This window comes from Actinoplanes sp. NPDC026623 (assembly GCF_040638275.1).
GTDB lineage: Bacteria > Actinomycetota > Actinomycetes > Mycobacteriales > Micromonosporaceae > Actinoplanes.
Window position 1 is genome coordinate 1 of record NZ_JBEZXZ010000085.1, and the last position, 25,035, is coordinate 25,035.

The 25,035-nt window shown below is 70.1% G+C and carries 30 protein-coding genes and 3 tRNA genes; 17 read left to right on the forward strand and 16 right to left on the reverse strand.

Annotated elements, in window-relative coordinates:
• Positions 1-92: 92 nt before the first annotated feature.
• The 3 genes from AB0F10_RS23885 to AB0F10_RS23895 all read right to left on the reverse strand — a co-directional run bounded on the left by AB0F10_RS23885 (position 93) and on the right by AB0F10_RS23895 (position 2,881).
• Positions 93-842 carry a hypothetical protein gene (locus tag AB0F10_RS23885; RefSeq protein ID WP_360628944.1) on the reverse strand — a complete coding sequence of 250 codons (750 nt, stop codon included), beginning with the start codon at positions 840-842 and terminating at the stop codon, positions 93-95.
• Positions 843-978: 136 nt separating this feature from the next.
• Positions 979-1,950, reverse strand: coding sequence for a prolyl aminopeptidase (gene pip / locus AB0F10_RS23890; RefSeq protein WP_360628947.1), 972 nt, complete (start codon positions 1,948-1,950; stop codon positions 979-981).
• A gap of 79 nt (positions 1,951-2,029) precedes the next feature.
• Positions 2,030-2,881: an SPFH domain-containing protein gene (locus AB0F10_RS23895; protein WP_360628950.1), complete on the reverse strand. Its 852-nt coding sequence runs from the start codon at positions 2,879-2,881 to the stop codon at positions 2,030-2,032.
• Between the two features lie 422 nt (positions 2,882-3,303).
• On the opposite strand from AB0F10_RS23895, the gene AB0F10_RS23900 reads away from it, so the two are divergent.
• On the forward strand, positions 3,304-3,858 hold the full coding sequence (locus AB0F10_RS23900; protein WP_360628953.1) for a hypothetical protein: 555 nt from the start codon (positions 3,304-3,306) through the stop codon (positions 3,856-3,858).
• Between the two features lie 262 nt (positions 3,859-4,120).
• On the opposite strand, the gene AB0F10_RS23905 is transcribed toward AB0F10_RS23900, so the two are convergent.
• From AB0F10_RS23905 to AB0F10_RS23915, 3 genes are all read right to left on the reverse strand, one after another.
• Positions 4,121-4,465: an STAS domain-containing protein gene (locus tag AB0F10_RS23905; RefSeq protein ID WP_360628956.1), complete on the reverse strand. Its 345-nt coding sequence runs from the start codon at positions 4,463-4,465 to the stop codon at positions 4,121-4,123.
• A gap of 203 nt (positions 4,466-4,668) precedes the next feature.
• Entirely contained in the window at positions 4,669-5,421 is a 753-nt protein-coding gene (locus AB0F10_RS23910) for a hypothetical protein (protein WP_360628959.1), read from the reverse strand.
• A gap of 11 nt (positions 5,422-5,432) precedes the next feature.
• Positions 5,433-5,945: a SigE family RNA polymerase sigma factor gene (locus AB0F10_RS23915; protein ID WP_360628962.1), complete on the reverse strand. Its 513-nt coding sequence runs from the start codon at positions 5,943-5,945 to the stop codon at positions 5,433-5,435.
• A 114-nt stretch (positions 5,946-6,059) separates the two neighbouring features.
• Between AB0F10_RS23915 and AB0F10_RS23920 the strand changes: the two genes are divergently transcribed.
• From AB0F10_RS23920 to AB0F10_RS23930, 3 genes are all read left to right on the forward strand, one after another.
• Complete coding sequence (locus AB0F10_RS23920) at positions 6,060-7,010, forward strand: DUF6528 family protein (protein ID WP_360628965.1); 951 nt, start codon at positions 6,060-6,062, stop codon at positions 7,008-7,010.
• A 53-nt stretch (positions 7,011-7,063) separates the two neighbouring features.
• The gene (locus AB0F10_RS23925; protein WP_360628968.1) at positions 7,064-7,441 is read left to right on the forward strand and encodes a VOC family protein; all 378 of its coding nucleotides are present in this window, start codon (positions 7,064-7,066) and stop codon (positions 7,439-7,441) included.
• A gap of 300 nt (positions 7,442-7,741) precedes the next feature.
• Complete coding sequence (locus AB0F10_RS23930; RefSeq protein ID WP_360628971.1) at positions 7,742-8,203, forward strand: SMI1/KNR4 family protein; 462 nt, start codon at positions 7,742-7,744, stop codon at positions 8,201-8,203.
• Here the strand turns inward: AB0F10_RS23930 and AB0F10_RS23935 are convergent.
• The 3 genes from AB0F10_RS23935 to AB0F10_RS23945 all read right to left on the reverse strand — a co-directional run bounded on the left by AB0F10_RS23935 (position 8,194) and on the right by AB0F10_RS23945 (position 9,750).
• Complete coding sequence (locus AB0F10_RS23935; protein ID WP_360628974.1) at positions 8,194-8,496, reverse strand: hypothetical protein; 303 nt, start codon at positions 8,494-8,496, stop codon at positions 8,194-8,196. The two genes, AB0F10_RS23930 and AB0F10_RS23935, sit on opposite strands and share 10 nt — an antisense overlap.
• Positions 8,497-8,518: 22 nt before the next feature.
• Positions 8,519-8,971, reverse strand: coding sequence for an SMI1/KNR4 family protein (locus tag AB0F10_RS23940; RefSeq protein ID WP_360628977.1), 453 nt, complete (start codon positions 8,969-8,971; stop codon positions 8,519-8,521).
• A 113-nt stretch (positions 8,972-9,084) separates the two neighbouring features.
• On the reverse strand, positions 9,085-9,750 hold the full coding sequence (locus AB0F10_RS23945) for a TetR family transcriptional regulator (protein ID WP_360628980.1): 666 nt from the start codon (positions 9,748-9,750) through the stop codon (positions 9,085-9,087).
• An 85-nt stretch (positions 9,751-9,835) separates the two neighbouring features.
• Between AB0F10_RS23945 and AB0F10_RS23950 the strand changes: the two genes are divergently transcribed.
• The 11 genes from AB0F10_RS23950 to AB0F10_RS24000 all read left to right on the forward strand — a co-directional run bounded on the left by AB0F10_RS23950 (position 9,836) and on the right by AB0F10_RS24000 (position 17,707).
• Entirely contained in the window at positions 9,836-9,991 is a 156-nt protein-coding gene (locus tag AB0F10_RS23950; protein WP_360628983.1) for a hypothetical protein, read from the forward strand.
• 16 nt (positions 9,992-10,007) lie between these two features.
• On the forward strand, positions 10,008-10,274 hold the full coding sequence (locus AB0F10_RS23955) for a hypothetical protein (protein WP_360628986.1): 267 nt from the start codon (positions 10,008-10,010) through the stop codon (positions 10,272-10,274).
• Between the two features lie 324 nt (positions 10,275-10,598).
• Positions 10,599-10,730 (forward strand): hypothetical protein, encoded by a 132-nt coding sequence (locus tag AB0F10_RS23960; RefSeq protein ID WP_360629056.1) that lies wholly within the window; start codon positions 10,599-10,601, stop codon positions 10,728-10,730.
• Between the two features lie 264 nt (positions 10,731-10,994).
• Entirely contained in the window at positions 10,995-11,510 is a 516-nt protein-coding gene (locus AB0F10_RS23965) for a hypothetical protein (protein WP_360628989.1), read from the forward strand.
• Between the two features lie 239 nt (positions 11,511-11,749).
• Positions 11,750-11,944 (forward strand): hypothetical protein, encoded by a 195-nt coding sequence (locus AB0F10_RS23970; RefSeq protein ID WP_360628992.1) that lies wholly within the window; start codon positions 11,750-11,752, stop codon positions 11,942-11,944.
• Positions 11,945-12,062: 118 nt separating this feature from the next.
• A complete protein-coding gene (locus AB0F10_RS23975; protein WP_360628995.1) occupies positions 12,063-12,575 on the forward strand; it encodes a tetratricopeptide repeat protein in 513 nt (170 codons plus the stop codon).
• A 218-nt stretch (positions 12,576-12,793) separates the two neighbouring features.
• Positions 12,794-13,780 (forward strand): GlxA family transcriptional regulator, encoded by a 987-nt coding sequence (locus AB0F10_RS23980; protein ID WP_360628998.1) that lies wholly within the window; start codon positions 12,794-12,796, stop codon positions 13,778-13,780.
• Between the two features lie 8 nt (positions 13,781-13,788).
• Entirely contained in the window at positions 13,789-15,492 is a 1,704-nt protein-coding gene (locus AB0F10_RS23985; RefSeq protein ID WP_360629001.1) for a thiamine pyrophosphate-binding protein, read from the forward strand.
• A complete protein-coding gene (locus AB0F10_RS23990; RefSeq protein ID WP_360629004.1) occupies positions 15,464-16,108 on the forward strand; it encodes an SRPBCC family protein in 645 nt (214 codons plus the stop codon). The genes AB0F10_RS23985 and AB0F10_RS23990 overlap by 29 nt, the downstream gene beginning before the upstream one ends.
• Positions 16,105-17,142, forward strand: coding sequence for a ketoacyl-ACP synthase III family protein (locus AB0F10_RS23995; RefSeq protein WP_360629007.1), 1,038 nt, complete (start codon positions 16,105-16,107; stop codon positions 17,140-17,142). The genes AB0F10_RS23990 and AB0F10_RS23995 overlap by 4 nt, the downstream gene beginning before the upstream one ends.
• A gap of 271 nt (positions 17,143-17,413) precedes the next feature.
• A complete protein-coding gene (locus AB0F10_RS24000; RefSeq protein ID WP_360629010.1) occupies positions 17,414-17,707 on the forward strand; it encodes a hypothetical protein in 294 nt (97 codons plus the stop codon).
• 115 nt (positions 17,708-17,822) lie between these two features.
• Here AB0F10_RS24000 and AB0F10_RS24005 read toward each other — a convergent pair whose 3' ends face one another.
• Positions 17,823-18,431 carry a TetR/AcrR family transcriptional regulator gene (locus AB0F10_RS24005; protein ID WP_360629013.1) on the reverse strand — a complete coding sequence of 203 codons (609 nt, stop codon included), beginning with the start codon at positions 18,429-18,431 and terminating at the stop codon, positions 17,823-17,825.
• 66 nt (positions 18,432-18,497) lie between these two features.
• Here AB0F10_RS24005 and AB0F10_RS24010 point away from each other — a divergent pair, with 66 nt between their 5' ends.
• Positions 18,498-19,859 carry a DHA2 family efflux MFS transporter permease subunit gene (locus tag AB0F10_RS24010; protein ID WP_360629016.1) on the forward strand — a complete coding sequence of 454 codons (1,362 nt, stop codon included), beginning with the start codon at positions 18,498-18,500 and terminating at the stop codon, positions 19,857-19,859.
• A 347-nt stretch (positions 19,860-20,206) separates the two neighbouring features.
• Here the strand turns inward: AB0F10_RS24010 and AB0F10_RS24015 are convergent, their stop codons facing one another.
• From AB0F10_RS24015 to AB0F10_RS24040, 6 genes are all read right to left on the reverse strand, one after another.
• On the reverse strand, positions 20,207-20,572 hold the full coding sequence (locus AB0F10_RS24015) for a hypothetical protein (RefSeq protein WP_360629019.1): 366 nt from the start codon (positions 20,570-20,572) through the stop codon (positions 20,207-20,209).
• Positions 20,573-20,799: 227 nt separating this feature from the next.
• Positions 20,800-22,587, reverse strand: coding sequence for a serine/threonine-protein kinase (locus tag AB0F10_RS24020; protein WP_360629022.1), 1,788 nt, complete (start codon positions 22,585-22,587; stop codon positions 20,800-20,802).
• Positions 22,538-23,002: a hypothetical protein gene (locus AB0F10_RS24025; protein ID WP_360629025.1), complete on the reverse strand. Its 465-nt coding sequence runs from the start codon at positions 23,000-23,002 to the stop codon at positions 22,538-22,540. The genes AB0F10_RS24020 and AB0F10_RS24025 overlap by 50 nt, the downstream gene beginning before the upstream one ends.
• A 54-nt stretch (positions 23,003-23,056) precedes the next feature.
• Positions 23,057-23,131: transfer RNA gene (locus AB0F10_RS24030), tRNA-Val, on the reverse strand.
• Positions 23,132-23,144: 13 nt separating this feature from the next.
• Positions 23,145-23,215 (reverse strand) — tRNA-Cys (locus AB0F10_RS24035).
• A 37-nt stretch (positions 23,216-23,252) separates the two neighbouring features.
• Positions 23,253-23,325 (reverse strand) — tRNA-Gly (locus tag AB0F10_RS24040).
• 154 nt (positions 23,326-23,479) lie between these two features.
• Here AB0F10_RS24040 and AB0F10_RS24045 point away from each other — a divergent pair.
• Positions 23,480-24,667: a GNAT family N-acetyltransferase gene (locus tag AB0F10_RS24045; protein WP_360629028.1), complete on the forward strand. Its 1,188-nt coding sequence runs from the start codon at positions 23,480-23,482 to the stop codon at positions 24,665-24,667.
• Positions 24,668-25,035 lie beyond the last annotated feature (368 nt).

A 25,035-nucleotide genomic window follows, 5' to 3' on the forward strand; every position in this document is an offset into this window, starting at 1 on the left:
GACGGCGGCCGGCCGGCTCGAGGGGCCGGGCACCGTCGTGTTCGACGAGATGAGAGGCCTCCCGGCCCTGCTGGACAGGGTGCAGGTCCGCGCTACCCGTTCCGCCTGAGCTTTCCCAGCGCCGTCGCGGCGACCTTCTCCAGCTCCTGCTGGTCCGGCTTGGTCATGCTCAGGACGAGGAGGGTGACGGACAGGTCGCGCCAGGCGACCACGACCATCTTGCCGTGCATCGCGGGGGTGGGTTTCGGCATGTCCATGACGAACTGAACGCCGGTCGAGGCGTCGCCGAGCCGCGGAATCCGCAACGCGGACTGCGTCAGCCGCACCTTGCTGCCGCCGTCGTCGACGGTGACGGTCGGGCAGCGCCGCGGCGCGTCGGCATAGTCGGCGACGACGGCGCGCGCGGCCTTCTTACCCGCGGCTGTCAGGCTTTCGTACACGATTGTGGTGTCGTCCGCCCTCAGGAACATCACCTGCGCGTTGTCCGCGGGCTTCCCGGTGGGCGCGGGCTTGACCGGCTCGTTGCAGGCGTCGACGGCAGACGTGGAATCGTCCGAGCTCGGCTCCAGCATGGCGGCGTAGCCCGTCGGCAGGTCGGAGACGGTGAGCAGGGATGCCTTGAGCCGCTTGGAGATGCGGCCCGGGCGGTCCGCTCGCGGAAGCGTGGCGGTCGACGCCAGTGAGGCGGCGGCGTTCGGGAAGGCGCGCGGAGATGCGGCTGCGACGCGCGGGGCGGCGGCGAGGTCGACCGCCGCTGCGGTCAGGCCGATCCCGGCGGACACCGCGATCACGGCCGGGAGGCCGACGGCCAATTTAACTGATTTATGAATGAATACTCGCATTTCAACACCGTAACCGGTGGCTCGCCCGGGAGCCGTCGAGTTGGACCGAATCGGCCGCGACACCCCCCGGGGCCCTAAGATCACCTTCGTTCCCCATGCCCGACGGAGACCTCGAAGGGGGGTCGGGTCGAACCGGCTAGGACAATAGGTCGGCGAATCGGTCCGTGCCGCGGATCAGGCGGTCGGTGATGCCGGGTTCGAGCGAGGAGTGGCCCGCGTCCGCGACGACGTGGAAGGCGGCCTCCGGCCAGCGGCGGGCGAGGTCGTAGGCGGTCGCGGGCGGGCAGCACAGGTCGTAGCGCCCCTGAATGATCTCCGCCGGCAGGTGGCGGATGCGGTCGACGCCGTCCAGAAGCTGGGTCTCCGAATCGAAGTAGCCGCCGTTGACGGCGTACTCGGCGAGGATCCGCGCCGCGGGCAGCACGGTCTCGTCGGCGGTCAGCGTGGCGATGAGGCCCGGGTCCGGCGTCAGGGACGAATTGACCGCCTCCCAGCGCATCCAGGCGTCGGCGCAGCGCCGCGCCTCGGGGCCGTCTCCGAGCAGGCGGCGGCGGTACGCGGCGAGGATGTCGCCGCGTTCCCCGTGCGGAATCGGCGCGACGAACCGCTCCCACTCCTCGGGCTGCAGGTGGTGCAGGCCGCTCTGGTAGATCCAGGCGGCCTCGCTGCGGCGTACGAGGTAGATGCCGCGCAGGATCAGGCCCGTCACCCGGGTCGGATGCGACTGGGCGTAGGCGAGCGCGAGCGTGGACCCCCACGAGCCGCCGAACGTCAGCCACGCGTCGACTCCGAGGTGCTCCCGGATCGCCTCCAGGTCGTCGACGAGATGCCAGGTGGTGTTCTCCCGAAGCTCGCCGAGCGGCGTGCTGCGGCCGGCGCCGCGCTGGTCGGGAAGGATGACCCGGTAGCGATCCGGATCGAAGAACCGCCGCATGACGGGTATGACGCCGCCGCCGGGGCCGCCGTGCAGGAAGACCACCGGCGTCCCCGCCGGATTTCCGGCCTCCTCCACATGGAGCCGATGACCGCCGCCCACCTCCAGGCGATGAGTCGCATAGGGCTCGATCGGCGGGTAAAGCGTGCGCAATGTCCCGGCAGCGGAAGTCACCCGTGCATCGAAGCAGAACACCGCAATGTGCAATTTCGACGTGGTCCGGGTCGCGGTGCCCGGGCCACGTCGAAACGGCTCAGTCGGGCAGGCTGCCGTCGCTGTGCTTGTCGAATCCGATGTAGAGCCGCGCCGCGGCATTGGTGCCGAGCGCGCCGAGCGTCTCGAGCTCACGCAGCCGCAGCAGGGCCGGGTGCTGCGCGTACGCCTCCGCGGCCTCGGCGAGCCGGCGCAGGGCGTCGACCTCGGCCTCGGTCCGGATCCGCTTCGCCGCGGCGTCACCCTCCGCCGCCAGCCGCGTCGACTCGACCCGGGCCTGGGCGGCGACCCGCTCGGAGTCCGCCTTGGAGCCCGCCTCGAGCGCCTCCCGGTCGGCGCGGGTGCGCGCCTCGACCATCTGCGCCTCGGCCATCCGCTGCGCCGTCAGCACCCGGTTCATGATGTCCTGAAGGTTGCCCGGGAACACCAGGTCCTTGACGTCGGCGCGAATGATCTCGATGCCGTAGCCGGCGGAGACCCCCTCGACGTCGCGCAGGATGTCCTCGCTGAGCTGGTTGCGGTTGGTCAGGATGGCCTCCAGCGTCATCGACGCCAGGGAACGCCGCGCGGCAAGCTGCACGTCGCTGTACACCCGGTCGCCGTAGTCGGTGACCTGCTCGATCGCCGCGACCGGGTCCACCACCCGGAAGTGGGTGATGATGTTCACCCGCACCGCGACCTTGTCGGCGGTCAGGATCTCCTGACCCTTGATGTTGAGCTCGCGCTCACGCAGGTCCACCGGGACGACCTCGACCTGCGGCAGCCGCTGCCCGGGGTACCGGCGGCCGGGCAGCCGGTAACGGCCGGGCTCCAGAACCTGGTCGAAACGGCCGTCGACGTATCGAAGGCCACGGAAACCGCTGCGAACGATTACCTCATTGCGGCTGGGCATGGCTCACCTCAATCGGGAAGGCCCCGAATAGCGAATGGGACGAAGGGTGGCCCCGTAGCGGTTCCGATGGGAAGGATCGGTCGCCGGGAAGGCAACGGACCAGCTTGGTTTGATCGCCAGTGCGTCCGTTGTGGTAGGCGCTTTCTTCTGAAGCCGCCGGGGCCGAATTGATAATGACAAACGGCGGGGCGCAGCCACAACGCAATTTCCTCGGCGGCCGGGTCCGGCGCCGCCGACGGCCCGGCTCTGCAAGGTTAACCAGCGAGTGAAAGAAGTTACGTTTTCTTTGCAAACTCTTGCAGGAGGCCGATTTCGCCCTAGGCTGTCGCTGCCGATCCTCCAATGAGGATGGCTCAGGTCGCGCCGCCGGGGTGAATCCGTGGCGGGGCGGACCTCGTCACCGCGAGCTACCCGGGAGTTCCATGCGCTCGATCAGCAACACCCTGCTCGCCGTACTCGTCGGACTCGCGGGCGCGCTGGCCGCCGTGAGCCCGGCCGCCGCGTCGTCCTCGCCGCCGCAGGAGCTCGGCGGGCTCGACCTCGGCGCCTACTGCCGCTCGCTGGGCAGTGCCGACGCCGTCCTGGCCGGCTCGACCGCGTACGACTGGCACTGCGCCGGCGCCGACGGCCGCCGCGGCGATCTCACCTTCGAGGCGGCCTGCCGCTGGGCGTACGCGACCGGCAGCGCCGTCGACCGCATCGGCGACTTCCGCGATCCCACCTCGGTCAGGTGCTGGCGGGTCGCGCCGGAGACCGTCGCGCCGGATTTCGAGAACTACTGCACCTCCCGGGGCCACAGCGCCTCGGTGCTGCTCGGCTCGACCGTCTACGACTGGCGGTGCGTCAACTACAGCCGTGGCGGGCCGACCTACTTCTCGGTCGACGTCCTCGCGGTCTGCAAGAAGACGACCGGGGCCGCCACCGTCGAACGGTTCGTCAACTACTACGACGCGCGCAGCTGGCAGTGCCGGGTCTGAGAACCCCGGGCCGGGGGTGACGCGACGCCGCCTCAACCTGGCCTCGGGCCGGCGGTATCCGGGTCGTCGACCTCCGCCGCCCCGGGCCACGTTGAAGAGGCTCAGGCGGAGTTGTCGCCAGGCGGGCCGCGGTCAGCGGTTCCCCGGGGGTGAACGGCTCGTGGATCATCGGGATGCCGGCGGCGCTCAGTCGGTGCACGTCGGCGCTCCTCGTCGGGTAACCGGAGATCTGCGCCGAGGCCGCCGCGGCGACCCGGTAGACCTACCGCGCCGGGCCGGGCGCGTCCTTGGTGCCGCGCAGGCGGGCCGGGGGGACGCCGGCCGCGGCGAGCCGGGCGGCGATGTCGCTCGGAGTGTTGTCGAGGAACACGATCACGCGGTGATCGTCACCGAGGGTGCAGGCGGCCGCGAGGGTGCCGATGTCGATCGGATCGAGGTCGCCGAGGTCGCCGAGGTCGAGGATGAGCCGATGCGGCCGCATGTGCCGGATCGCGTGTACCAGGAACTGGCGTAGTCGCAGGGCGCCGTCGAGGTCGAGACTGCCATGCGGGTGCACGATCACGGTGCCGTCGGGACGGGTTTCGGTGCTGACCCCGGGACCGGGCATCGCGTTACCTTCCGTGACCTTCTGTGCTGAACGGTCAGAGTACGTCGGGTGTCGACTGAGCACCATGGACGTACGGCAGAATTCACCTGGTAACGGCCGGGTAACGACCCTCGGCCGGCGGCGCCTCGACGAGGTCGGCGGCGGAAAGCCGGGGCCCCCCCCGGGGCCCCGGGCGCCCCCCCGCCGGGCCGCCGCGGCCCCGGTCAGCCGACGCCCTGCACGGCATCCTTATGCACGTGGACGCCGGCGCCGATGTCGAGCATGTCCCGCTCGCTCAGGCCGAGGCCCTCCCAGAACTGGACCAGCAGGTAGACCCCGCCGGGCTGCTTGACCCACAGGGTGGCGCCGTCATCGGCGTCGCTCTCCACGAGGAACGGTGCCGCGGACGGCCCGCCCTTGGCGAGGGCCTCCCGCTTGGCCTGTTCCCGGAGCCGGAGCGTGGTCGGATCGGTGACCTCCTGCTCCGGGACCAGGACGCCCCGGCCGTCGCCGACCCTGACCTTCTTGCCGGCCGGAACGCCGTGCTGGTCCTTCGACTGCAGCATGATGCCGATCTTGCCGACGAAGCTGTTCGGATCCTTGTCGAGGGCGTTCTTCGGCGCCAGGATCAGCGCGTTGGGGTTGTCGGCCTGGATCTCCCACCCGTCCGGCACCCTGTCGATGGTGTAACCCTTGGGCTGGCTTCCCGTGTACGCGACGAGCCGGGTGGCGCCGACGCTGACCGAGCCCGGGTCCCTTCCCGCGAGCGGCGGGGGTGCCGCGGGGGTGTTGTCGTCGGCGATGACGACGCCGACCGCGAGCACGGCGGCCACGGCGAAGGCGGACCCGGCGAGCTTCTGGACGGTACGGCGCTTGCGCAGGGCGCGCCGGCCGCGTTCGAGATCGGCGCCGACGTCCTCCGGGGTGGGGACGACCTCGGGGCCCGCGAGCGTGTCGAACTGGTTGCGCAGGTTCATGTCATTCCTCTTCAGCGAAAGGCCGGAACGGCCGGTGCGATTTCCAGGGCGGTGCGCAGGCGGGCCAGCGCGCGGGAGGTCTGGCTCTTCACCGTGCCCTCCGAACAGCCGAGGGCCTCGGCGGTCTCGGTGACGGTGAGCTCGTGGAAGTAGCGGAACACGACGGCGGCGCGCATCCTCGGCGGCAGGTCCCGCAACGCCCGGCGCAGCCCGTCGGCCATGGGTTCGCTGTGCCGATCGTCGCGCGGCAGGTCCGGCAGCTCGGCCGTGGGGCGCTCCCGGCGCCGCCACAACCGCCGGCGCTCGTCGGTCAGCGCGTTGACCAGCACCCGCCGCGTGTAGCCCGCGGGGTTGTCGGCGCGCTGGAAGGCCGGCCAGGCCACGTACAGCTTGGTCAGGGTGGACTGCACCAGGTCCTCGGCCAGGTGGCGGTCACCCGCCGTCAGCAGCGTGGCGGTGCGAACCAGACCGGCGCGTTGAGCCAGCACGAAGTCGTGGAACTGCTTGTCTCTATCGCCTCTCACATCCCCCTGACGGATGCGCCGGCGGTGGGGTTGCATCGGCCGATGATCTCAGGCCTGCCCGGTGGACGACGGCGGGCACAATGGCACGCTCATCCATGACACGGGGGAGTGCACGTGCATCGACGTACCATTCTGCGAGGCCTGGCCGCGGGCGCGGTCGCCGGTCCGGCCGGCGCGCTGCTCGCGGGGTCACCCGCACTCGCCGCGGGCAGCTATTACGTGGCGACGGCCGAGCAGGTCAAGAACAAGGTGCTGGTCTTCGACAAGAACAAGGCCTTCAGCGACGCCAACATCCACTGGAGCTTCAGCCCGGGTGGCGGCGGCTGGGCCAACCTGTCGGACGTCAAGGTCCGCAGCACCGCCGCGCAGGGCTGGATCGCCCTGGTCGTCGCCTCCGGCGGCAAGGCCGGGATCGTGGACATCGGCAGCGAGAAGCACACCGAGCTCAACGACCTGAGGTGGAGCGCCAGCCCCGGCGGCAACCCGCACGCCATCGAACGCATCCCCGGCAACGGCTCGGTCGTGGTGGCCAGCTCGGCGGGGCACCTGACCCTGTACGCGCCGACGCGGGTGGACAACCTCGGCACGCTGGCCAAGGTGCAGACGGTCGCGCTGGCGGGCGCACACGGTGTGCTGTGGGACCCGACCTACAAGCTGCTGTGGGCGGTCGGCGACGGCGTCATCCGCGGGTACGCGGTCGAGGGCAGCCTGCGGGGTACCCGGCTCAAGTGGCACGGTGCGAAGGCCGGCCTCGGCTCCGGCAACCTCGGCCACGACCTGCAGCCCGACTACAGCAACACCCAGCGGATGTGGGTGACCGCCACCCACGGCGTGTACCGGTTCGACACCGCCGGCGGCATCTTCAAGGTGACGCGGGCGTCGAGCGAGACGCGCGTCAAGTCGTACGTGCGGCACTCGTCCGGGGAGGCGGTGTCGATCAGGGCCGACAACACCGGCGCGCGTACCTGGGGAAGCCCGACGGTGCGCCTGTCGGCGTCGCCCGACCGCACCCGGGGCGGCGCGGAGTTCTACAAGGCGCGGATCTGGACGCCGGACTTCCAGTAGCCCGGCCGCCCCAGCGGCCAGGTTATGGCCTGAATCGTTGGCACGATGGGCCCATGACATCGACATGGAAGATCGAACTCATCCCCGTGCCAGTGACCGACGTCGACCGGGCGAAGGCGTTCTACCTGAAGGTCGGCTTCAACGCCGACCACGACCATCAGGTGCATGAGGGCCTGCGTTTCGTGCAGCTCACGCCGCCCGGTTCCGCGTGTTCGATCGTGATCGGCAACGGCATCACGGAGAAGACACCGGGCACCCAGGAGATCCAGGTGGTGGTGGCCGACGCCCACGCCGCCCGTAAGCAGTTGCTGGACGCCGGCGTCGAGGCCGGCGGCGTCGACGTCCAGCCCTGGGGAAACTTCGTCCACTTCCGGGACCCGGACGGCAACAGCTGGTCGCTGCAGGCGATCGACTCCCGGCCGAACGGCTGAACCACCACCCTCCGGACACCGCGGACGGGCCGGGCCCGGCCGGCCCGCCCCCGGCCACGAGGAGAACGGCGCCGGCCGCGGCGCCGGGGCTGCGGTTCATCGATGGCATCCCGCTAGGCTCGTCGAGCCGTCGCGGCAGGATCGGAGGGGCCGGATGTCGCCAGGACCGGATCCACACGCTCGGGAGCCACGGCGCCGGTGGCTGCTCGCGCCGGGAATTCGCCGGAGCGACGACGAGGTGGCCCGCCGGCTGCCGGACCTGGCATCGCATCAACTTCAGGAACGCTTGGAGGCAGGCCCGTGGACTTCGACGCCTTTGCGGCCGAGGTCGCCAGCATCCGTGAGGCCCGTGCCGCCCGGGGTAGGGCTGAACCGGCCTTCGAATCGTTGATCGCCTCGGACGACGACCTGGCGCGCATCGAGGCGGCGCTGCGGACCACGCTGCCGGAGCAGTACAAGCGGTTCCTGCGCGTCTTCGGTGGCGGCGGTTTCGTCTACCTGGACCTGGTTCCGCCGATATCTCCGGATGGCCGCCAGGCCGGCCTCATCGAGTTGAACTCGGGACCGGACAGCAAGCCGGGATTCGTCGCCATCGCCCCCTGCGGAGGCGGCGACTACTGGGGGTTCGTGACGGTGGACGGCGTCTGCGAGGAGCGGGTGACCGTGTACTCCTTCGTGGACGGTGACTTCACGTTCGAGGCGGATGACTTCCTGACCTTCGCGTCCTGGTGGGGCCTGCACGGCGGCAGGGACTATCTCTGACCGGGCCTGAGCCTTCGCGCCAGGTCGCCGGCCCGGTCGTACAGTTCGATCTCGTAGTCGATGTCCAGCGTGCTGAAGGTGCCCGCCAACTCGTCGACGCGCGCCGGATCCACCACGCCGGCGAACGTCGGCATCCCCCCGGAATCGAAGATATTGATCTGGCACCACGTGCATTCGACCTCGTACTCGTCCCACGCCGACGTGCGGGCTTCCCATCCCAGGTTCGTGAAGGCGTGCGCGAGCGACTCCAGGTTCGCGGCGGTGCGCACGAGGCCGTAGACGTTGTTGTCCATGGCGGCGAGGTCCTCACCTGCCCTACTCATCCTCGTCTTCCTCGACATACCATTCGTCGCCGTCGGTGGAGAGGATCCGCCGGAGGTAGTCGGCCAGGTCGTCTGCGACCCTGCGCCGGGTGTCCGTCTCGTGCTCCCAGACCAGCACCCCGGCCCCGGGCTCCCCGGGGACGACGGCGAACTGGTCGCCGCCGTCGTTGTCGCCGAAGAACAGCAACTTGTCGAACGGCTCGTAAAGCCGGGCGAAGGACGGATCGGCCCGGAAGGACGCGTTGTCCGCGGCGATGCGCTCCGCCGTCCAGACGATGCCCTCGTCGAACTCGCCCAGGATGCCGTCGGTCTCCAGCAGCAGGACGCGCAGGTCCGCCGGAACCGGCCGGCCCAGCCGCCGCTCGATCCGGTCGATCGCGGCCGGGTCGGCCGGCGGCGCGAACTGCGCCGCAGGGGAGGCCTCGGTGGCCAGTTCGATCCACATCCAAATCACCTGCTCATCTCGGCGGGAACACTAACGGAGGCCGGCCCGCCTGGACCTCCGACCATGATCGCCCCGGGCCCTTCCTGCTGTTGCCGTGAACGAGATGGCTGAGCTCAGTCCGCGGTGGTCCACTGCCGGGCGCCCAGCATGATCAGCCGCAGCTGGCGGCCGGCGGCGTCGATCACCCGCGCCTCGGCGTCGGTGGAGTCCGGGGGAGCGTCGAGCAGCGCCGCGGCGGTCCACACCATGTGGTTGACGAAAAGGCTGGTGACCATCCGCATGTCGGCCGCGATCCAGCGGTCGAAGCGGGGGCCGCCGAGCAGCTTGTCGCCGGCCAGGTCGGTGGCCAGTTCGGCGGCGAACAGGTCGAGCTGCTCGGCGATCGCGGCGCGGACGGCCGGCACGCCACCGTGGCGTTCCCGGGCGATGAAGCGGAAGTGCTCCCGGTGGTCGTGCACCTGGCGGGCGAGGATGCCGATCGACCGGTTGATCACCTCGTCGCTGGAGTTGAGGCCGTCCCGGACGGTGCGGATGGTGGCCCGCAGGCTGCCGAGGCACTCGTCGACGAGGGCCACGCCGAGGCTGTCGACGTCGGGAAAGTGGTGATAGAAGGCGGTCGGAGTGACACCCACCGCGCGGGTGACCTCGCGCAGGCTGATGCTGCTCAGGTTCCGGTGCTCCATCAGGTCGAGCGCCGCGTCGAGCAGCGCCTGCCTGGTGCGCGCCTTCTGCTCCGGTCGGCTGAGCCGGTCGGGTGGCGCCGGATGGCGGTGGTTCATGTCACTCAGTAAACACCTGTCCACTGAGTCGGCTGAGCCCTAGGGTGATTTCAGTAGACAGGTGTTAACTGAAAGGAGGCCGGAGATGACGTTACTGATGGCCGTGATCGCGCTGAGCGCCCTGTTGGTCGGCCCGGCCCTGCTCACCGGACAGCCACTGCTCATCGCGCTCGGGATTGTGCTCGCCGGCGCCGTTGTCATCGTCAGCCGGCGCGCCGCGACGCTGTCCCGGCACCGCTGATCAAGGAAGGACCACCATGAATTTCGTCAGACGAGTCGGCAGCCTGGACGACCGCGCGGTGGGGTCGCTGACGCTGGGCGTGGCCGGCCTGTTCTTCTTCAACGTCCTGCTCGGGCCGATCGCCATCGTGCTCGGCGCGATCACCGCTCTCCGGCACGGCACCGGCACGCCCAGCCGAAACGCGGGCCTGATCGGAGTCGCGCTGGGGCTCGCCGACCTGATCGTGCTGGCCGCCCTGATGGCCGCCCAGATCAAGCACGGCGGCATCGGCCTGCACGCCTAGCAGGATCCGCCCGAATGTCCGCCGAGCCAGGCGGGCCGGCAACCCGGCCGCGCACGCCTCGCCGGCCTTGGAGGAAAGCGGCATCTATTCTGTCGCCGTGGTCACCTATGACTGGTCGGGCACGGCGGAACGGGTCAGCCGCCTGTCAGCACACGCCGGCGCGGGCGAAGTCTTCGGCGCCAACGGTCATCAGTGGCAGCTGCAGCCCCCATTGACGCCGGAAGAGCTGGCCGAGGCGGAGTCGCAGCTACAGGTGGAACTGCCCGGTGAGTACCGGAGCTTTCTGCTGCAGGTGAGCCGTGGTGGCGCTGGTCCGGCGTACGGGTGTGGGCCGACGACACGGCCGACGACGAAGGTTTCCGGCCACTGCTCCAGCCGGACGGAAGCCGCCTCGGCTTCGCGGACTGGTACCAGGGTTGGCTCGACGAGGCCGAGCAGCAGGTTACGTCGATCTAGGTGAAGGCGGCGATTCAGCGGCGCTTCAGGACAGCTTCAGGCAGTGGTGATGAGCTTCGCCGGCGTCAACCTCTCCACCGCTGGCCATGGCCGGCGCCAAACCACCACCTGTCCCTGGAGGCCGAGACGCCGCCAAGCCGCGCCGCTTCGCCAAAGCCATCTCGACGGTCGCCGCATACGCCTCGGCCGGTCGGTTGACGCACTCCCTTCGGCGCCGGCGGCGTACCGAACGCGACGGGGACATTTCGACCGCACGGAGGCATCATGTCCATCCTGCGCACCTGGCGCACCCGTCTGTTCAGCGCGTTCGCGGTGCTGGCCCTCTCCGGAGGCACGCTGATCGCGACCTCATCGCCCGCGGCAGCCGCGGAGCAGCACTGCAACTACAACGCGAACTTCAACGCCTGCCTCACGCTGACCTACAAAGGCTTCTTCTGGTACGACGCGACTGTGGGACTCGATGTGCACATGTCCCAGCAATACGCACAGTGGCTCGTCGACTGCCCGCACGTCGTCCGATCGACGATCTGGGGCGACGACGGTGGCTCCAATCGGTCGCGCATCCGTGACCTGGTGCTGAGCCCCGGCTGGCCGGGAGCCGGCCCGGACGGCTACGGCGTCGAGATGTACACCCTGAACATCAACGCGGACGACCTCAACGAGGACGGCGACGACGACCGGGACGAGTTCTACGCCACCATCCAGTACCTGGACTGCATGACCGGCTTCTGGTCACCGGAGTACCGAACTGGCGAGTTCGTCGGCGATTACCGCTCCTGACGTCCTGGAGCGCCATGCGAACGGTCGACGGCTACGACGTCGTCGGTCGTTCGCATCATGCCTCGTCTGCGGTGTCGGGAGCTCAATGACTTTCAGCCCCGCCTCGACCGCGACGATGTCGACGACCTGCCGGCCAGTTCCGCCACGATGAGTTTGACGGCACGGTCGTACGGACCGTTACCTGGCTGCGGCATTCCAAGTCGGTGTGGGTGGTGCGTCGGTGTCGGTACGGTCGTGCCGTGACCAGCTTCCCCGCCCAGGCCCAACGGGTCCGTGATCGTGGGCTTCCGCTGCGCGATCGGCTGCTGGCGTTGCGGGAGTGCGTCGTGCACTTCGGACCGTACGGGTTCCGCGCGACCTGGCACCACCTGATGGTCGGTGCCGGCGTTCCGCGGCGACTCGAGGACGACCGGCAGCGCTGGAGCGGGCGGTAGCCGAACTTGAGGAAGCCCGCGTGCTGTGGGCCGCGTGCCGCGACACCTTCGCGGAGCGTCGCCGCCGGGAGAAGGCGCAGGGTCAGCGCACCCCCAGGCGCTCGGAGCGCTGGTACTCATGGCACGGGCGAATCGCCTACTGCCCGCCGATCACGCCGCATCCACCGATTTCGGCCCGTATACCTGGCAATTGGCCGAGGCGGCGGCGACCTTCCTGTACCGACAGGGATTGTGGAACCACCAAATAAATGTCCAACGGCAAGCGCTGCGAGCCGCGGCCCGGCACGGCGCCACTCGCGCGCAGGGCGCCGCTCGCATCCACCTCGCACGCACGCACATCAGGCTGCGCCAGTGGGACGAGGCAGAGACTCACCTGCAGGAGGCGCTCGATCTGTATCGGACGCGGGCTGACCCGAACGGACATGCTCAGGCGCATCACTACTTCGGTTTGCTGCGCGAACAGCGAAGCCGATACCAGGAGGCCATCGACCATGGCGAGCACGCTGTCGCCATTTGCCGCACGAGCGATCTTCGGCACGGGCTCGGGCACACCAGGCCAACGCCTGGGACACCCGGGCCGGGCCGACCGCGCCGTCGCCTGCTCGCCCGGCCACGCGACAACCCCGGGTGAGTTATCTCACTGGCCGATTGTCCGATGTGGAGTCCGGTGCCGATCCCGGTGCCCGCTCGGTTGGTTCCTGTGCAGCCCAGGTATGCGGGTGGCGCCAAATGGATGTGCGCGCGTGTGCTGCCCCGGATGTCGATGTTGGCCGGATTCGTCAAGGGCTTGGCATTGTCGCCATGCGAAGCGGGCGAAACGCTATATCCGTGATGCATCGACGTGTCGTAGTGGTCTCTTACCCGGGCGCCCACGCCCTGGACATCGCCGGTCCGGTCGACGCGTTCGACACCGCCGACCGGCTGCTCGACCAACCCGGCACCGGCTACCGGATCGAATTCGTCTCCCCGGACTCACCACTGGTGCGTACCTGTTCCGGGCTGGCCATCGAGGCGGCGCCGCTGGAGACCGGGGAAGGACCGATCGACACTCTGCTCGTACCCGGTGGATGGGGCATGCACGACGCGCTCGCCAACCGGGCGCTGGTGTCCTGGATCGGCCGGGCCGCCGCCCGCTGCCGCCGGGTGGCGTCGGTCTGTGGCGGGGCCTTCCTGCTCGCCGAGGCGGGCCTGCTCACCGGCCGCAGGGCCACCACCCATTGGGTGATCAGTGCCGAGATGGCGCAGCGCTACCCCGACGTCATCGTGGATCCGAACCCGATCTTCATCTGGGACGGTCCCTTCATCACCTCGGCGGGTGTGTCGACCGGCATCGACATGAGCCTGGCCCTGATCGAGGACGACCACGGCGCCGAATTCGCGTTGAAGGTGGCCCGCTATCTGGTGCTGTACTTCAAGCGGCACGGCGGGCAGTCGCAGTTCAGCGAGGTACTCGACGCCCAACTGGCCGAGTTCGCCCCGATCCGGACCGCCCAGGAGTGGATCCAGGACAGTCTCGGCCGTCCCCTGCTGGTCGCCGAGGTGGCCGAGCGGGCCAACATGAGCCCGCGTAACTTCGCCCGGGTCTTCCGCCGCGAGGTCGGCATGACCCCTGGGCACTACATCGAGCGGGCCCGCATCTCCCGGAGCCGGGGGCTGCTGGAAACCACCGATCTGCCGGTCAGCGCCGTGGCGCGGCGCTGCGGCTTCACCACGGTGGAGACGTTTCTGCGCGCCTTCACCAAGGTGCTCGGCACCACGCCGACGGAGTACCGCCACCGGTTCGAGACGATCGGCGCCGGCGGACTCGTCATCGATTCGAAGCGGGTGCAGCGATGATACCGACCGTGCGCGTCGTCGACCACATCGTCGCCGAGCTGGCCCGAACGGGCGTGGACCGGGTGTTCGGGGTCGGTGGCGCCAACATCGAGGACCTGTACGACGCGGTACACCGCAGCGGCGGCGCGGTCCAGGCGCTGGTGGCCAAGCATGAGTTCGCCGCCGCGACGATGGCCGACGGATACGCCCGCGCGACCGGCCGGATGGGCGTGGTCGCGGCCACCTCCGGCGGTGGGGCGATGAATCTGCTGCCCGGACTCGCGGAGGCACACGCCTCCCGGATACCCGTGCTCGCGCTGGTCGGGCAGCCGCCGATCGGCCTTGAGGGCCGCGGCGCCTTCCAGGACACCAGCGGGAAGGCCGGGTCCTTCGACGCCCGCGAGGTCTTCGCACCGCTGTCGCGGTTCTGCGCCAAGGTGTCCACCGCCGGATCGATAGTCGACCTGTTGCCACAGGCCATGGCGGCGGCCCGCTCCCATCCGCGGGGACCCGCGGTACTGCTGCTGCCCAAGGATGTGCAGCAGGCGGCGGCCCCGGCACCCGCCGCGGGAGTACCTCTCCCCGAGGCGGCCGACCCGGTCGACCCTGACCTGCTGAACCGCGTCATCGCCGCGCTGCGCACGGCCGACCGGGTACTGATCATCGCGGGGGAGGGCGTGGCCGCCGACGATGTGCGCACGGAGGTCGCCGACCTGGCGGCCCGCCTGGGCGCGTGGGTGGCAGTGACCCCGGACGCCAAGGACGTGTACGACAACCGGAGCCCCCGGTTCGTCGGCGTCGCCGGAGTCATGGGGCACCCGAGCGTCGTCGACTGCCTGCGCCAGGCGGACGTGTGCCTGCTCGTCGGTACGAGGCTTCCCGTGATGGCCCGCGGCGGCCTCGACGACGCCCTGGCCGGCACGCTCGTGATCGGCGTCGACCCGGAGCCGCCCTTCGTCCAGGCGGTCACGGTCCCCGGCCCGGTACGCCGCACTCTGGACGCTGTCCTCGAGCGACTCGACCCCCGTCCGCGCCGGTGCGCGGACCATGCCGGCCCGGTACCCCTGCCCGCCCAGCCGCATCGGGGACCCGGCACGTCGTACGCCGATGCCGTCGCCGCCGTCGCCGGGGCGCTCCCCGACGACGCGCACGTGTTCGTCGACGCCGGCAATGCGGCGGCCGCCGCGATCCACCTGCTGCCCGCCCCGCGCCGGGGCCGTTTCGTGGTGGCCGTCGGCATGGGCGGTATGGGATACACGTTCGGAGCCGGGATCGGCGCGGCGCTCGGCAGCGGCCGGCGTACCTACGTGCTCGCCGGCGACGGGGCGTTCCTCATGCACGGCATGGAGGTGCACACCGCCGTGGAATACGACGCCTGTGTGACCTTCGTGGTCTTCAACAACAACGCACACGGCATGTGCGTGACCCGCGAACAGCTCTACTACTCCGGCCGGTACAGCTACAACATGTTCCGGACGACCGACATCGCCGCGGGTGTCGGTGCGGCATTCCCCACCCTGGACGTCACCCGTGCCGACGACGCCGGCCAGCTGCACCAGGCCCTGCTGCGCAGCAACGCCCGGCCCGGCCCGGCGTTCGTCTGTCTCGACTTCGACCCGCGGGAGATACCGCCGTTCCTGCCGTTCCTGGCCGCGCTCGGCCGGGACGGCACCGACCCTACGGCCCACCACAAGGAGGCATCCGATGAACGCCGACAGGTCCACGCCGGTTGAGCACATTCCCGGCCTGATGCGCGTGGAGAGCACCAGCGCCGAGGAACTCCTCGCGCACTGCCAGGCGATGCCCGGCCCGGCCGAACCGGATCGGCGGTACTGCACCGTCGAGGAGTACGTCGACTGCCCGCCCGAGCACGTTTACGCCTACCTGCGTGCGGGGCACCACCTGGAGGAGTGGACCTACAGCGTGCGCGACTTCGAACCCGCCGACCGGCCCGGCCTGTGGGTCGGCTACGACCGGCTGGTGCCGGACACCCGCATCTTCTGCCGGGTGGTGGCCAACCCGGACGCGATGACCGTCGACTACCACTGCGCCTGGGACCAGGGCGACCAGCTGTGGATGATCTATCTGATGCGGGTGGTACCCGCCACCCTCGTCCTCGACCGGCCGGGCAGCGTCATCACCTGGACCAACTGCCGCCACCCGCACTACGACGCGAACCCGCATCCGCAGCTGGCGCCCAGCGCGGACCGGCCGTGGGTCGGCGACTTCTGGGGCCTGTTCCAGGCCGGTCACCAGGTCGAGATGCGCAACCTCAAGACGATCCTGGAGTACCGGTACGGCAACGACGAACCGGTCAGCCGGCCGCCGCTGCGGGCGTTGTCGCGGTGACCGGGGCGAACGCGACGGTCAGCCTCACCGACGTGTCCAGCTACCTGCCCGGGGAGCCGGTCGGGCGGGAGTTCTTCACCGGTTACCCGCACAGCGCGGACGATCTACGCGACAGCGCGATGTTCAAGGCACCGCGCTGGCGCCACCACGTGGCCGCCGACGAGACCAACGTCGACCTGGTCGAACGCGCGGTGTGGCCGCTCATCGACAGGCACGGGGCCGACGCGATCCGGGGCGTGGACGTTCTGCTGGTGCACACCCAGCTGCCCGACCTGCCGATCGTGGGCGCCGGTACGGAGATCGCCCGGCGTCTCGGACTGCGCCCCGATTGGCTCGTCGACGTGGCCAACGCCGGCTGCGCCTCCTTCGTCCACATGCTGCGGCTGGCCCGGCAGATCCTCACCACCACCGATGCGCGCAGCGCCCTGATCTGCAACGCGCAGACCGCCGCAGGTCAACTGTTCACCCAGTCCGGCGTACGCCGGCTGGCCCAGGCCGCCGTCCCGGGCGACGGCTGCGGGGTGGCCTACCTGACCGCCGGAGGCCCGTCCCCCATCCTCGACGTGACCACCCGCCACCTCGGCGAATACGCCGGGGACATGCGGTTGGTCGCCGACGACGGGCGGCGGTACTGGCAGACCCGTGAGTCGCCGCTGCGGATCGGTTTCACCTCCTCGGGGGTCGCGGCCGTGCTGGAGCGCGGCAACCGGTTGGTACCGGAGGCGGTGGGTGAGCTCTGCGCTCGCCTCGGCGTGCCGACCGGTGAGATCGATGCACTGATCACCAATCAGCCCAACCGGCTATTCCTGCACCATTGGCGGCAGGCGCTGGGGGTACCGGCCGACCGGCATCCGGACACGTTCGACCAGTGCGGGAACATGTTCGGCGCCGCCATGCCGGTCACCCTGGACCATGCGGTGCGCACCGGCCGGATACGCGACGGGGATCTGGTGGTGTTCGGCGGCTTCGCGCATGCCGGCGACTTCGCCGGTGCCGCCGGCGTACGCTGGCACGGATCACGGGCGGCGCCCTGACCGAAACGAGGAGCGAGAACGGCCAGGAACAGGGTGGACAGTTTCTCGTCGGCATTCATGGTCGCCTCTATGTTGTCGGCGACGACTATCAGATCGGGCACACGATCTCGGGTTATGCGGCGGTAGGGTCCGGCTACCTGGTCGCCCTGGGGTCGCTGCACTCCACGGCCAGGTCGCCGGTCAGTAGCCGGCAACGTGCGGTGATGGCGCTCGAGGCGGCGGCGGAGCTCACCGAGGGCGTGCGGCCGCCCTTCACCGTGGTGCAGTCGGGGTGAAAGCGGCCACGCTCGCCTTCGGGCACGGTCTCACCGCCGCCCGTCACTACCAACCATGGTGGCCCGCCGTGGCGCGCTCCCGGCGGCACCTCGGCCGTGGCACGATGCCGGACCTGTTGGCACTGGTGGGAGAGCACCTCGCCGCCGGTTCGGCCAAAGCCGACGGCGGTCCACCCGCGTTCCTGCTGAAGGCCATCGGGACGATCCCCGGGATGGCCCGGTTGTTACGGCTCGTGATGAACCTTGCCTACCGTTCCGGGCTGCGCAAAGAGGGCTACGAGGACGCCTAACGGCTGCGTTGGCGTCGGCGATGATGCGGTCCACGTCCGGCAGCACGTTCGGATAGGTCGCCGTGTCGCCGGCTCCTCGGAGAAAGTCACGACCCCCCCGGGCAGATGCGCGCGGTCAAGCCTTCGGGTGGTCGGCCTTCGCCTGGTAGGCCGCGATCAGCGGCAGGAACACCTCGTCGATGATCTGCCGGATGCTCTCCTGCCCGATCGGTTGCAAGGTGAGCAGGGCCTCGCCGCGGAACAGGTCAAAGGGCACGGTCTGCACCCGCTGCGGCAGGTCGGCCGGCACCTCCCCGCGGGCCGCCGCGCGTTCCAGGATTGTCCGCATCGAGCCCGGCCGACCGGCCAGGAACTGCTCCCGCAGGTCGGCGGGGGTGCTGCCGCTCTCGTCGAAATAGCTGCCCAGGTGCGCGCTGATCAGGGCGATCAGCCCGCCTCGGGCCTGGTTGACGTCGCCCAGCAGCGCGTATAGGTCGTCGCGGAGATTGCCGGTGTCCGGCACCTCGATCGTGGTCCGGTCGCCGATGTGCCGGATGGTGGCCACCAGTAGCTCGCCGCGGCTGGGCCACCGCCGGTAGAGCACCGGGCGGCTGGTGCCGGCCCGCTCGGCGACCGCCTCGATGGTGAAGCGCGGATACCCGCCCTCGCGCAGTTGCTCCCACGCCGCGTCCAGGATCGCGTCCTCGAGCTCTGCACCGCGGCGACGAGTTTTGTTAAGACTCACTTGCGTATCTTAGCTCCTCGCTTTACCGTCGGGATAAGAAACAGAGGCGTATCTTAAGGAGCCAGGATGTCATCCGTTTCCCGTACGGCCTGGACCCTGATCATCGGGGGCCTCGCCCCGATCCTCGACAGCACCATCGTCGCGATCGCCCTGCGTGACCTGGCCGCCGATCTACATGCGAGCGTCGGCGAGATCCAGTGGGTGAGCACCGCGTACCTGCTGGCGCTCGCCGTCGCCGTCCCGCTCGTCGGCTGGGCGCAGCAGCGGTTCGGCGGCAAGCGGCTGTGGCTGTTCGCGCTGACCCTGTTCATGGCCGGCTCGGTGCTGTGCGCCTTCGCCTGGAGCGCGCACAGCCTCATCGCGTTTCGGGTGGTCCAGGGGCTCGGCGGCGGGCTGATGCTCCCGCTGATGCAGTCCCTGGTGGTGCAGGCGGCCGGCGGCCGCTCGCTGGGCCGGGTGGTCGCGATGGTCAGTCTGCCGATCTCGCTCGGTCCGATCCTCGGTCCGATCCTCGGCGGCGTCATCCTGCACAGCCTGTCCTGGCCGTGGCTGTTCCTGGTCAACGTGCCGCTATGCGTCGCCGGCCTGGTCACCGCCGCGCTGGTGCTGCCCGACGACCGGGCCACCCGCACCCGCACCCGGCTGGACGTAACCGGCCTGCTCCTGCTCGCCCCGGCGCTGGCCGGCGTGCTGCTCGGCCTGTCCAACGTGGCCAAGGGCGGCTTCGGCCGCCCCGACGTGCTCGTCCCGCTGATCACCGGCGTCATCCTGCTCGGCGCGTTCATCGGTTACGCGCTGCGCCTCGGCGACCGCGCCGTGATCAACCTGCGGCTGCTCGCCGGCCGTCCGCTCGCGTCCTCCACCAGCGTGTTCGCGTTCACCGGCGCGGTACTTTACGGCGCGATGCTGCTGCTGCCGCTCTATCTGCAGGAGTCCCGCGGGCTCAGCGTGCTCAACGCGGCCCTGTTCCTCATCCCGCAGGGCGTCGGCTCACTCGCGCTGCGCACCCAGGCCGGCAAGCTCACCGACCTGATCGGCGCCCGCTGGGTGGCGGCCGCCGGCTTCGCGGTGATCGCGGCGGGCACCCTGCCGTTCGCGTTCGCCGACGCGGACACCAGTTCGCTCTGGCTAATGATCGTGCTGTTCGTCCGCGGCCTGGGCCTGGGCGCCGTGCTGATCCCGGTGATGACCGTCGCCTACCTCGGACTGGACCGCGACCGGATCCCGCAGGCCAGCATGATCACCCGGATCGCCCAGCAGGTCGGCGGCTCGTTCGGCACCGCGATCTTGGCAGTCGTCCTGCAGGCCGGCACGTTCCCGGCCGCATTCTGGGTCGCGACCGGAGTCTCCGTCCTCGCGATCGGGCTGTCATTCCTGCTGCCCACGGCGGCACCCGCGCCGGCACGTGCCCTCCAGCCGGCGTCGTGACGGCGGCAGACTCCCGGCCATACCGGAACCGGTCGCCGAAGAGCGGCATGCCGCCTAACTCGAACTGTGCGTCGAGCGCAGCGCCCCGGCCGAGCGCCGGTAGCTCGCGTCGAGCCACTCACTGATCTCATCCCAGTGCCTGCGGCTACGTCGATACCGATCCACCACTCATCTCACCCGGGGCGCTGCCGCAAGCCCTCATTCATGAACGATCCTCACTCGACAGTACGGCCAAGTCACGGACCACGACCGGCGCTGTGGGTGCCGAAGGCCTCGTCTGTACTGGTCAGCGAAGTTTGACACGGAGGTGAGCCCGCCGATGCAGTCCCGAGCCCTGTGCCGCAGGGTCAGGGTGTGAACATCTGGGCGATTTTGGTGACCGTGCCGTCGGTCAGGGTGACGACCGCGAAGCCGCCGGGGTTGTTCTTGAGCCACGTGGCGAACTGGGCCTCCGTGGCAGGACAGACCGCCCCCGTGGTGATCGTGCCGGTGCAGTCACCGTCCTTGTGGTCGTCCCACTGGGTCAGTTTCGGCTTCGCGCTGACCCGCAAAGTGACCTTGAGGTGGCTCTCCTCGTCCGCCCAATCCCGTTGGCAGCGCGGGTCGCTCGATTTGAGTTTGAAGGCTTTGCAGAACGCCGGACCGTCGAGAAAGATGACCGGCTCCGCGACGGCAGAGTGCGCTGTGGCGTCGTAGGAGTAGAGCTTGACCACCGAGGTCCTGCTGCCCGCAGTGAGATCGGCGAAGGTCGCCCCCGGCGCGGGCGGCTTGCTGCTCGGTGCGGCCGCGGCCTCGCTGGGCGCTGCGGCCGGCCCAGTCTGACCCGTGTTGGCACAGCCGGCCGTGATCAGCAGGACGGCGGCAAGAACGACGGTGAAGATCCTCGATGTCTTGGGCGTGATACTGCCGAGGCGTACGTGTGATCGGGATGAGGCGCCGGTCATAGCGAATGGATCTCCGCGTTGGCGAAGGCGGCCTGTGAGTCACCGTTGTCCGCGTCGTCGACGGCACCGAGCATGACCTGGCCTGCCGCGAGCGACGGGTCGGTAAGCGCCCCGGTGAGCAGTTTCTGGCCGTCGACCGTGACCGTCGCGAGGTCGTTGTGGATCTCGATACCGACCCGTCGCGGCCGCCCGGCCTGGAACGCGGTCGACTTTGTCCGTGTCTCCCCGGTGACCTCGCCGTTGTTGTCCAGGCCGATCCGGACGTCGGCGCGGCACAGGGACACCTGATATCCGCTATCGGCGACGTAGCGGAACCAGATCACCGCGCACGCGCCCGAACTGACCACCGTGGCGTCGACCGCGATGGACTGGTTGCCGGCGAAGATGTCTTTCGGCCCGGTGCACTGATAGACGCCGGACAGCTTCGTCGTCACGAGCAGGCGGCCGGCGAAGGTGCAGCTGCCGTTCTGGTCCCTGGGCGTGTCGGACCACTGTCCGGCCCGGTCCAGGCGGTCGATCAGGGACGGACCCTGCACCACGCGGCGGGCTGACGCCGACACCGACGGCGCCGGAGACGCCGCCGGACCGGCGCTGCTGGTGGCGGCGTAGTCCACCTCGGCGTTACCGGCCGCCGCCATGGCGCCGCCGATTGCGCCCAGGACCCGGTGTCCCGGCGGCGTCCCGATCAGCATGCCGGCCGCTGCCAGCAGCACCGCCGCCGCGGCGCCGAGCACCCGCGCGGTGCGGACCACCCGGCGGCGTCGTAGCTGCGCGGCGCGGAATCGGCCGGTCTGCTGAGCCGCCCCGGCGGCCCGGCGCAGCTCCGGACGGGCCAGCGCACCGTCGCCCTTGGGATCGGTGTCCAGCAGCAGGTCGAGCAGCTCGTGCGCGGTCGGGCGGTCGAGCGGGTCTTTCGCCAGGGTGCGCGCCACCAGCTCGCGCAGCGCACCGTTGAGGCCGGACAGCTCCGGCGGCTGGGTCAGGATGCGAGCCGCGGTCGCCGCGGCCGAGTCGGCGCGAAAGGGCGTGCGACCGGTCCCCGCATAAGTGACCACGGCGCCCCAGGCGAAGACGTCCGCGGCCGGGCCCACCGGGCGGGAGGAGTCGCTGTCGAACCGCTCCGGCGCCATGTAGGCGACCGTGCCCACCATCTGGTCGGTACGGGTGTGCTGGCTGGTCACCTCGAGAGCGCGGGCGATGCCAAAATCGATCACCTTCGGCGTGCCGAGCGAGAAGAGCACGTTCTGCGGTTTCAGGTCGCGATGGATCACGCCGGCGCCGTGGATGGCGGCGAGCGCGGTGGCCACGCCGACCGCCACGCTGTGCAGGTTGCCGGCCACGAGCGGGCCCTGCTCGTTGATCACCTCGGAGAGGCTCGGACCATCGACATACTCCACCACGAGGTACGGCGTCGGGTGGTCCGGGTCGGCATCAAGCACCTCGGCGGTGCAGAACGGCGGCACCGACCGGGCGCGGTTGACCTCGCTGCGGAAGCGGGCCCGGAACTCGTCCTCCACCGAATATTCCGGGCGGATCACCTTGACGGCGACCAGCCGCTGATCAGGCCCGCGGCCCAGATAGACCGTGCCCATCCCGCCCTGGCCGAGCCGGCTGAGCAGCTGATAGTCACCCAGACTGCGCGGATCACTGGGTCGCAGCGGATGACTCACCCGCAGAACCTTACCCCAACGTGTGTCAATACATCGCTCGCCCGCTCCGGTGCCCGCCCAGGCCCTACCACGCCCTCCGATGATCATCACGCGGTCGAGCTGACGGTCCTCCACCCGTGTTCGAGCAGCGCGAAGATCCGGTCGATGGCGACATCGTCGCCTTGGTCGCCGCGGCGTTGATCCATGGCACTGAAGACGACGCGGAGCCACGCCCGATAAACGCCGGCGCGGACCACGCGAGGACGAGGCCGATGCGGTCGAAGCCCTCGAAGAACCGGCGGCCAAGCTCAGCAGACTGCGTACGAGGGACGAACTTGAGGCGCTTCTGGCACGGGCGGTGGTGATCGAGAACGAGGATGCCTGGCGGCGTTGGAGCCGGCACGAGGTCTGGGACAATGCCCTGGCCGAGCGCCGACAGCTGAGCCAGCGTTCCCCAGTCGCGGCGCTCGATCGGCTTCTGATTCAGCAAGGGAGTGATTGAGGTGAAGCCGTCAAGATCGTCTCCAAAACCTCTCCAGATCTTGCCCACCCACGACAAACGGGCTTCGCTCCCGAAGGGCGAAACCCGTTCTGCTGTGTTGCGTGGTGGGCGATACTGGGATCGAACCAGTGACCTCTTCCGTGTCAGGGAAGCGCGCTCCCGCTGCGCCAATCGCCCTCGATCTTTGCCGAGGTGGAGACGGGATTTGAACCCGTGTACACGGCTTTGCAGGCCGTTGCCTCGCCTCTCGGCCACTCCACCGAGCTGGCCCCGCACGTGTCCTGTGGCGGCCTCTCCGAGCGGACGACGGGATTCGAACCCGCGACCCTCACCTTGGCAAGGTGATGCGCTACCAGCTGCGCTACGTCCGCTTGTCTCTCCGGCGCGTTCCCCGGCGACGGATGAAACATTAGCGGGTGCCCCGCCCCGATGCCAAACCGGGGGTCCCCCGGCGCGTCGTGGCCGGTCATCCACAGGTCAGGAAACAGGCAAGCGCCCGGCCCGCGTTCCGGGTTGGATGGACCCATGGAGATCCGACAGATCGCCGCCACCGAGCGCACCGACACCATGTTCCCGCTGCAGACCTATGCGTTCAGGCCCTCGCCCGGTGCCGATGCCGACCGGGAGACCTACGCCCAGCGAATGCAGTACTACCGCACGGCCGTCAGCCTGATCGCCGAGGAGGGCGGGCGGACCCTGGCGGGCGTCGGGGCCTTCCCGATGCGGCAGAACGTGCGTGACGTCGTGCACGACATGGCCGGGGTGGCGTCCGTCACCACCGATCCGTCCGCGCGTCGTCGTGGCTTCGTCCGGGCGCTGGTGGGCCGGCTTCTGCACGAGATGCACGACCGGGGTTGCACGGTGAGCGCCCTCTACCCGTTCCGTCCGTCGTTCTACGGCCGCTTTGGCTTCGTGGGTCTTCCGCGCTTCCGGACCGCCACGTTCGCCCCGGAGGGCCTCTCGGGTCTCCTGAGAGCCGATCTGCCGGGCGAGGTCGAGCGCCTGGCCATGCGGGAGGGCTTCGACGACTTCGACGCCCTGACGCTGCGCCTGCTGGGCGAGCGGCACGGCTTCTCGGTGTTCGACGAGGTGCGCACCGCCGAGTTCCGGGAGTCGCCGGCGCGCTGGGTGGCGATCGCCCGGGTCGACGGTGAGGTGGTGGGTGCCGTGGCCTACCGGATCGACGACTTCGGCGGAGATCTGGTCGCGGACGATCTGCTGGTCACCGGGCCGCTTGGCCGGGCGCTGCTTTTGCAGTTCTTCGCCCGGCATGTGGATCAGGTCGCCCGGATCGTCATGAAGGTGGGCGCGGACGACGTGCCCGAGTTGTGGGGGACCGACCTCGCGGTGCTCACCGAGGGGCGCGTCGCGTTCCCCAACCGGGGCGGCCCGATGGCCCGCCTGCTCTCGATGGAGGCGTTGACCGGCACCGCCACGTCGGCGACGGGCGCGGTGACGGTCGAGGTGGCCGACGACGAGTTCATCGGCGGGCGCTACCGGCTGGCCGGTGAGGGCGGGCGGCTCATTGTGGAGCAGTGCAAGGACGAGCCGGCGGCCACGCTCACCTGCTCCGGCATCTCGGCACTCGCCTACGGGGTGCTCGACCCGGTCGAGGTGGTGACGAGAGGGTTCGGCCAGGTGGATGCGGCCGCGATCGGCCCGCTGACCGCGCTCTTCCCGAGGCGGATGCCCTACATGTTCGCCGACTTCTGATCACCTGCGGCATGAGCCGGCCGCTGGTCAGACGGTGGTCGGCGATCCCGCCGTGGGCCAGACGCCGGTCGGTGGTCTCGCGGGTGGCGGGGCTGGTCCGGTGATCCTGCCGGGGGTCAGACGCCGGTCGGTGGTCTCGCGGGCGACGGGGCTGGTCCGGTGATCCTGCCCTGGGTAAGACGGTGGTCGGCGATCCCGCCGTGGGCCAGACACCGGTCGGTGGTCTCGCGGGCGGCGCGGCTGGGGCGGTGATCCTGCCGGGGGTCAGACACCGGTCGGTGGTCTCGCGGGCGGCGCGGCTGGGGCGGTGATCCTGCCGGGGTCGGATGGTGGTCGGTGGTCTTGCAGGCGGTTCGGGCTGGGCCGGC

Bases quoted from the DNA above. Each gene is read 5' to 3' on its own strand.
- AB0F10_RS24010 (WP_360629016.1), top strand. From the start codon at position 18,498: ATGTCATCCGTTTCCCGTACGGCCTGGACCCTGATCATCGGGGGCCTC.
- AB0F10_RS24045 (WP_360629028.1), top strand. From the start codon at position 23,480: ATGGAGATCCGACAGATCGCCGCCACCGAGCGCACCGACACCATGTTC.
- AB0F10_RS23895 (WP_360628950.1), bottom strand. From the start codon at position 2,881: ATGCCCAGCCGCAATGAGGTAATCGTTCGCAGCGGTTTCCGTGGCCTT.
- AB0F10_RS23935 (WP_360628974.1), bottom strand. From the start codon at position 8,496: ATGGACAACAACGTCTACGGCCTCGTGCGCACCGCCGCGAACCTGGAG.
- AB0F10_RS23925 (WP_360628968.1), top strand. From the start codon at position 7,064: ATGACATCGACATGGAAGATCGAACTCATCCCCGTGCCAGTGACCGAC.
- AB0F10_RS23965 (WP_360628989.1), top strand. From the start codon at position 10,995: ATGTCCATCCTGCGCACCTGGCGCACCCGTCTGTTCAGCGCGTTCGCG.
- AB0F10_RS23940 (WP_360628977.1), bottom strand. From the start codon at position 8,971: ATGTGGATCGAACTGGCCACCGAGGCCTCCCCTGCGGCGCAGTTCGCG.
- AB0F10_RS23900 (WP_360628953.1), top strand. From the start codon at position 3,304: ATGCGCTCGATCAGCAACACCCTGCTCGCCGTACTCGTCGGACTCGCG.
- AB0F10_RS23910 (WP_360628959.1), bottom strand. From the start codon at position 5,421: ATGAACCTGCGCAACCAGTTCGACACGCTCGCGGGCCCCGAGGTCGTC.
- AB0F10_RS23945 (WP_360628980.1), bottom strand. From the start codon at position 9,750: ATGAACCACCGCCATCCGGCGCCACCCGACCGGCTCAGCCGACCGGAG.
- AB0F10_RS23990 (WP_360629004.1), top strand. From the start codon at position 15,464: ATGAACGCCGACAGGTCCACGCCGGTTGAGCACATTCCCGGCCTGATG.
- AB0F10_RS23975 (WP_360628995.1), top strand. From the start codon at position 12,063: ATGGCACGGGCGAATCGCCTACTGCCCGCCGATCACGCCGCATCCACC.
- AB0F10_RS23905 (WP_360628956.1), bottom strand. From the start codon at position 4,465: ATGCCCGGTCCCGGGGTCAGCACCGAAACCCGTCCCGACGGCACCGTG.
- AB0F10_RS23950 (WP_360628983.1), top strand. From the start codon at position 9,836: ATGACGTTACTGATGGCCGTGATCGCGCTGAGCGCCCTGTTGGTCGGC.
- AB0F10_RS23885 (WP_360628944.1), bottom strand. From the start codon at position 842: ATGCGAGTATTCATTCATAAATCAGTTAAATTGGCCGTCGGCCTCCCG.
- AB0F10_RS23955 (WP_360628986.1), top strand. From the start codon at position 10,008: ATGAATTTCGTCAGACGAGTCGGCAGCCTGGACGACCGCGCGGTGGGG.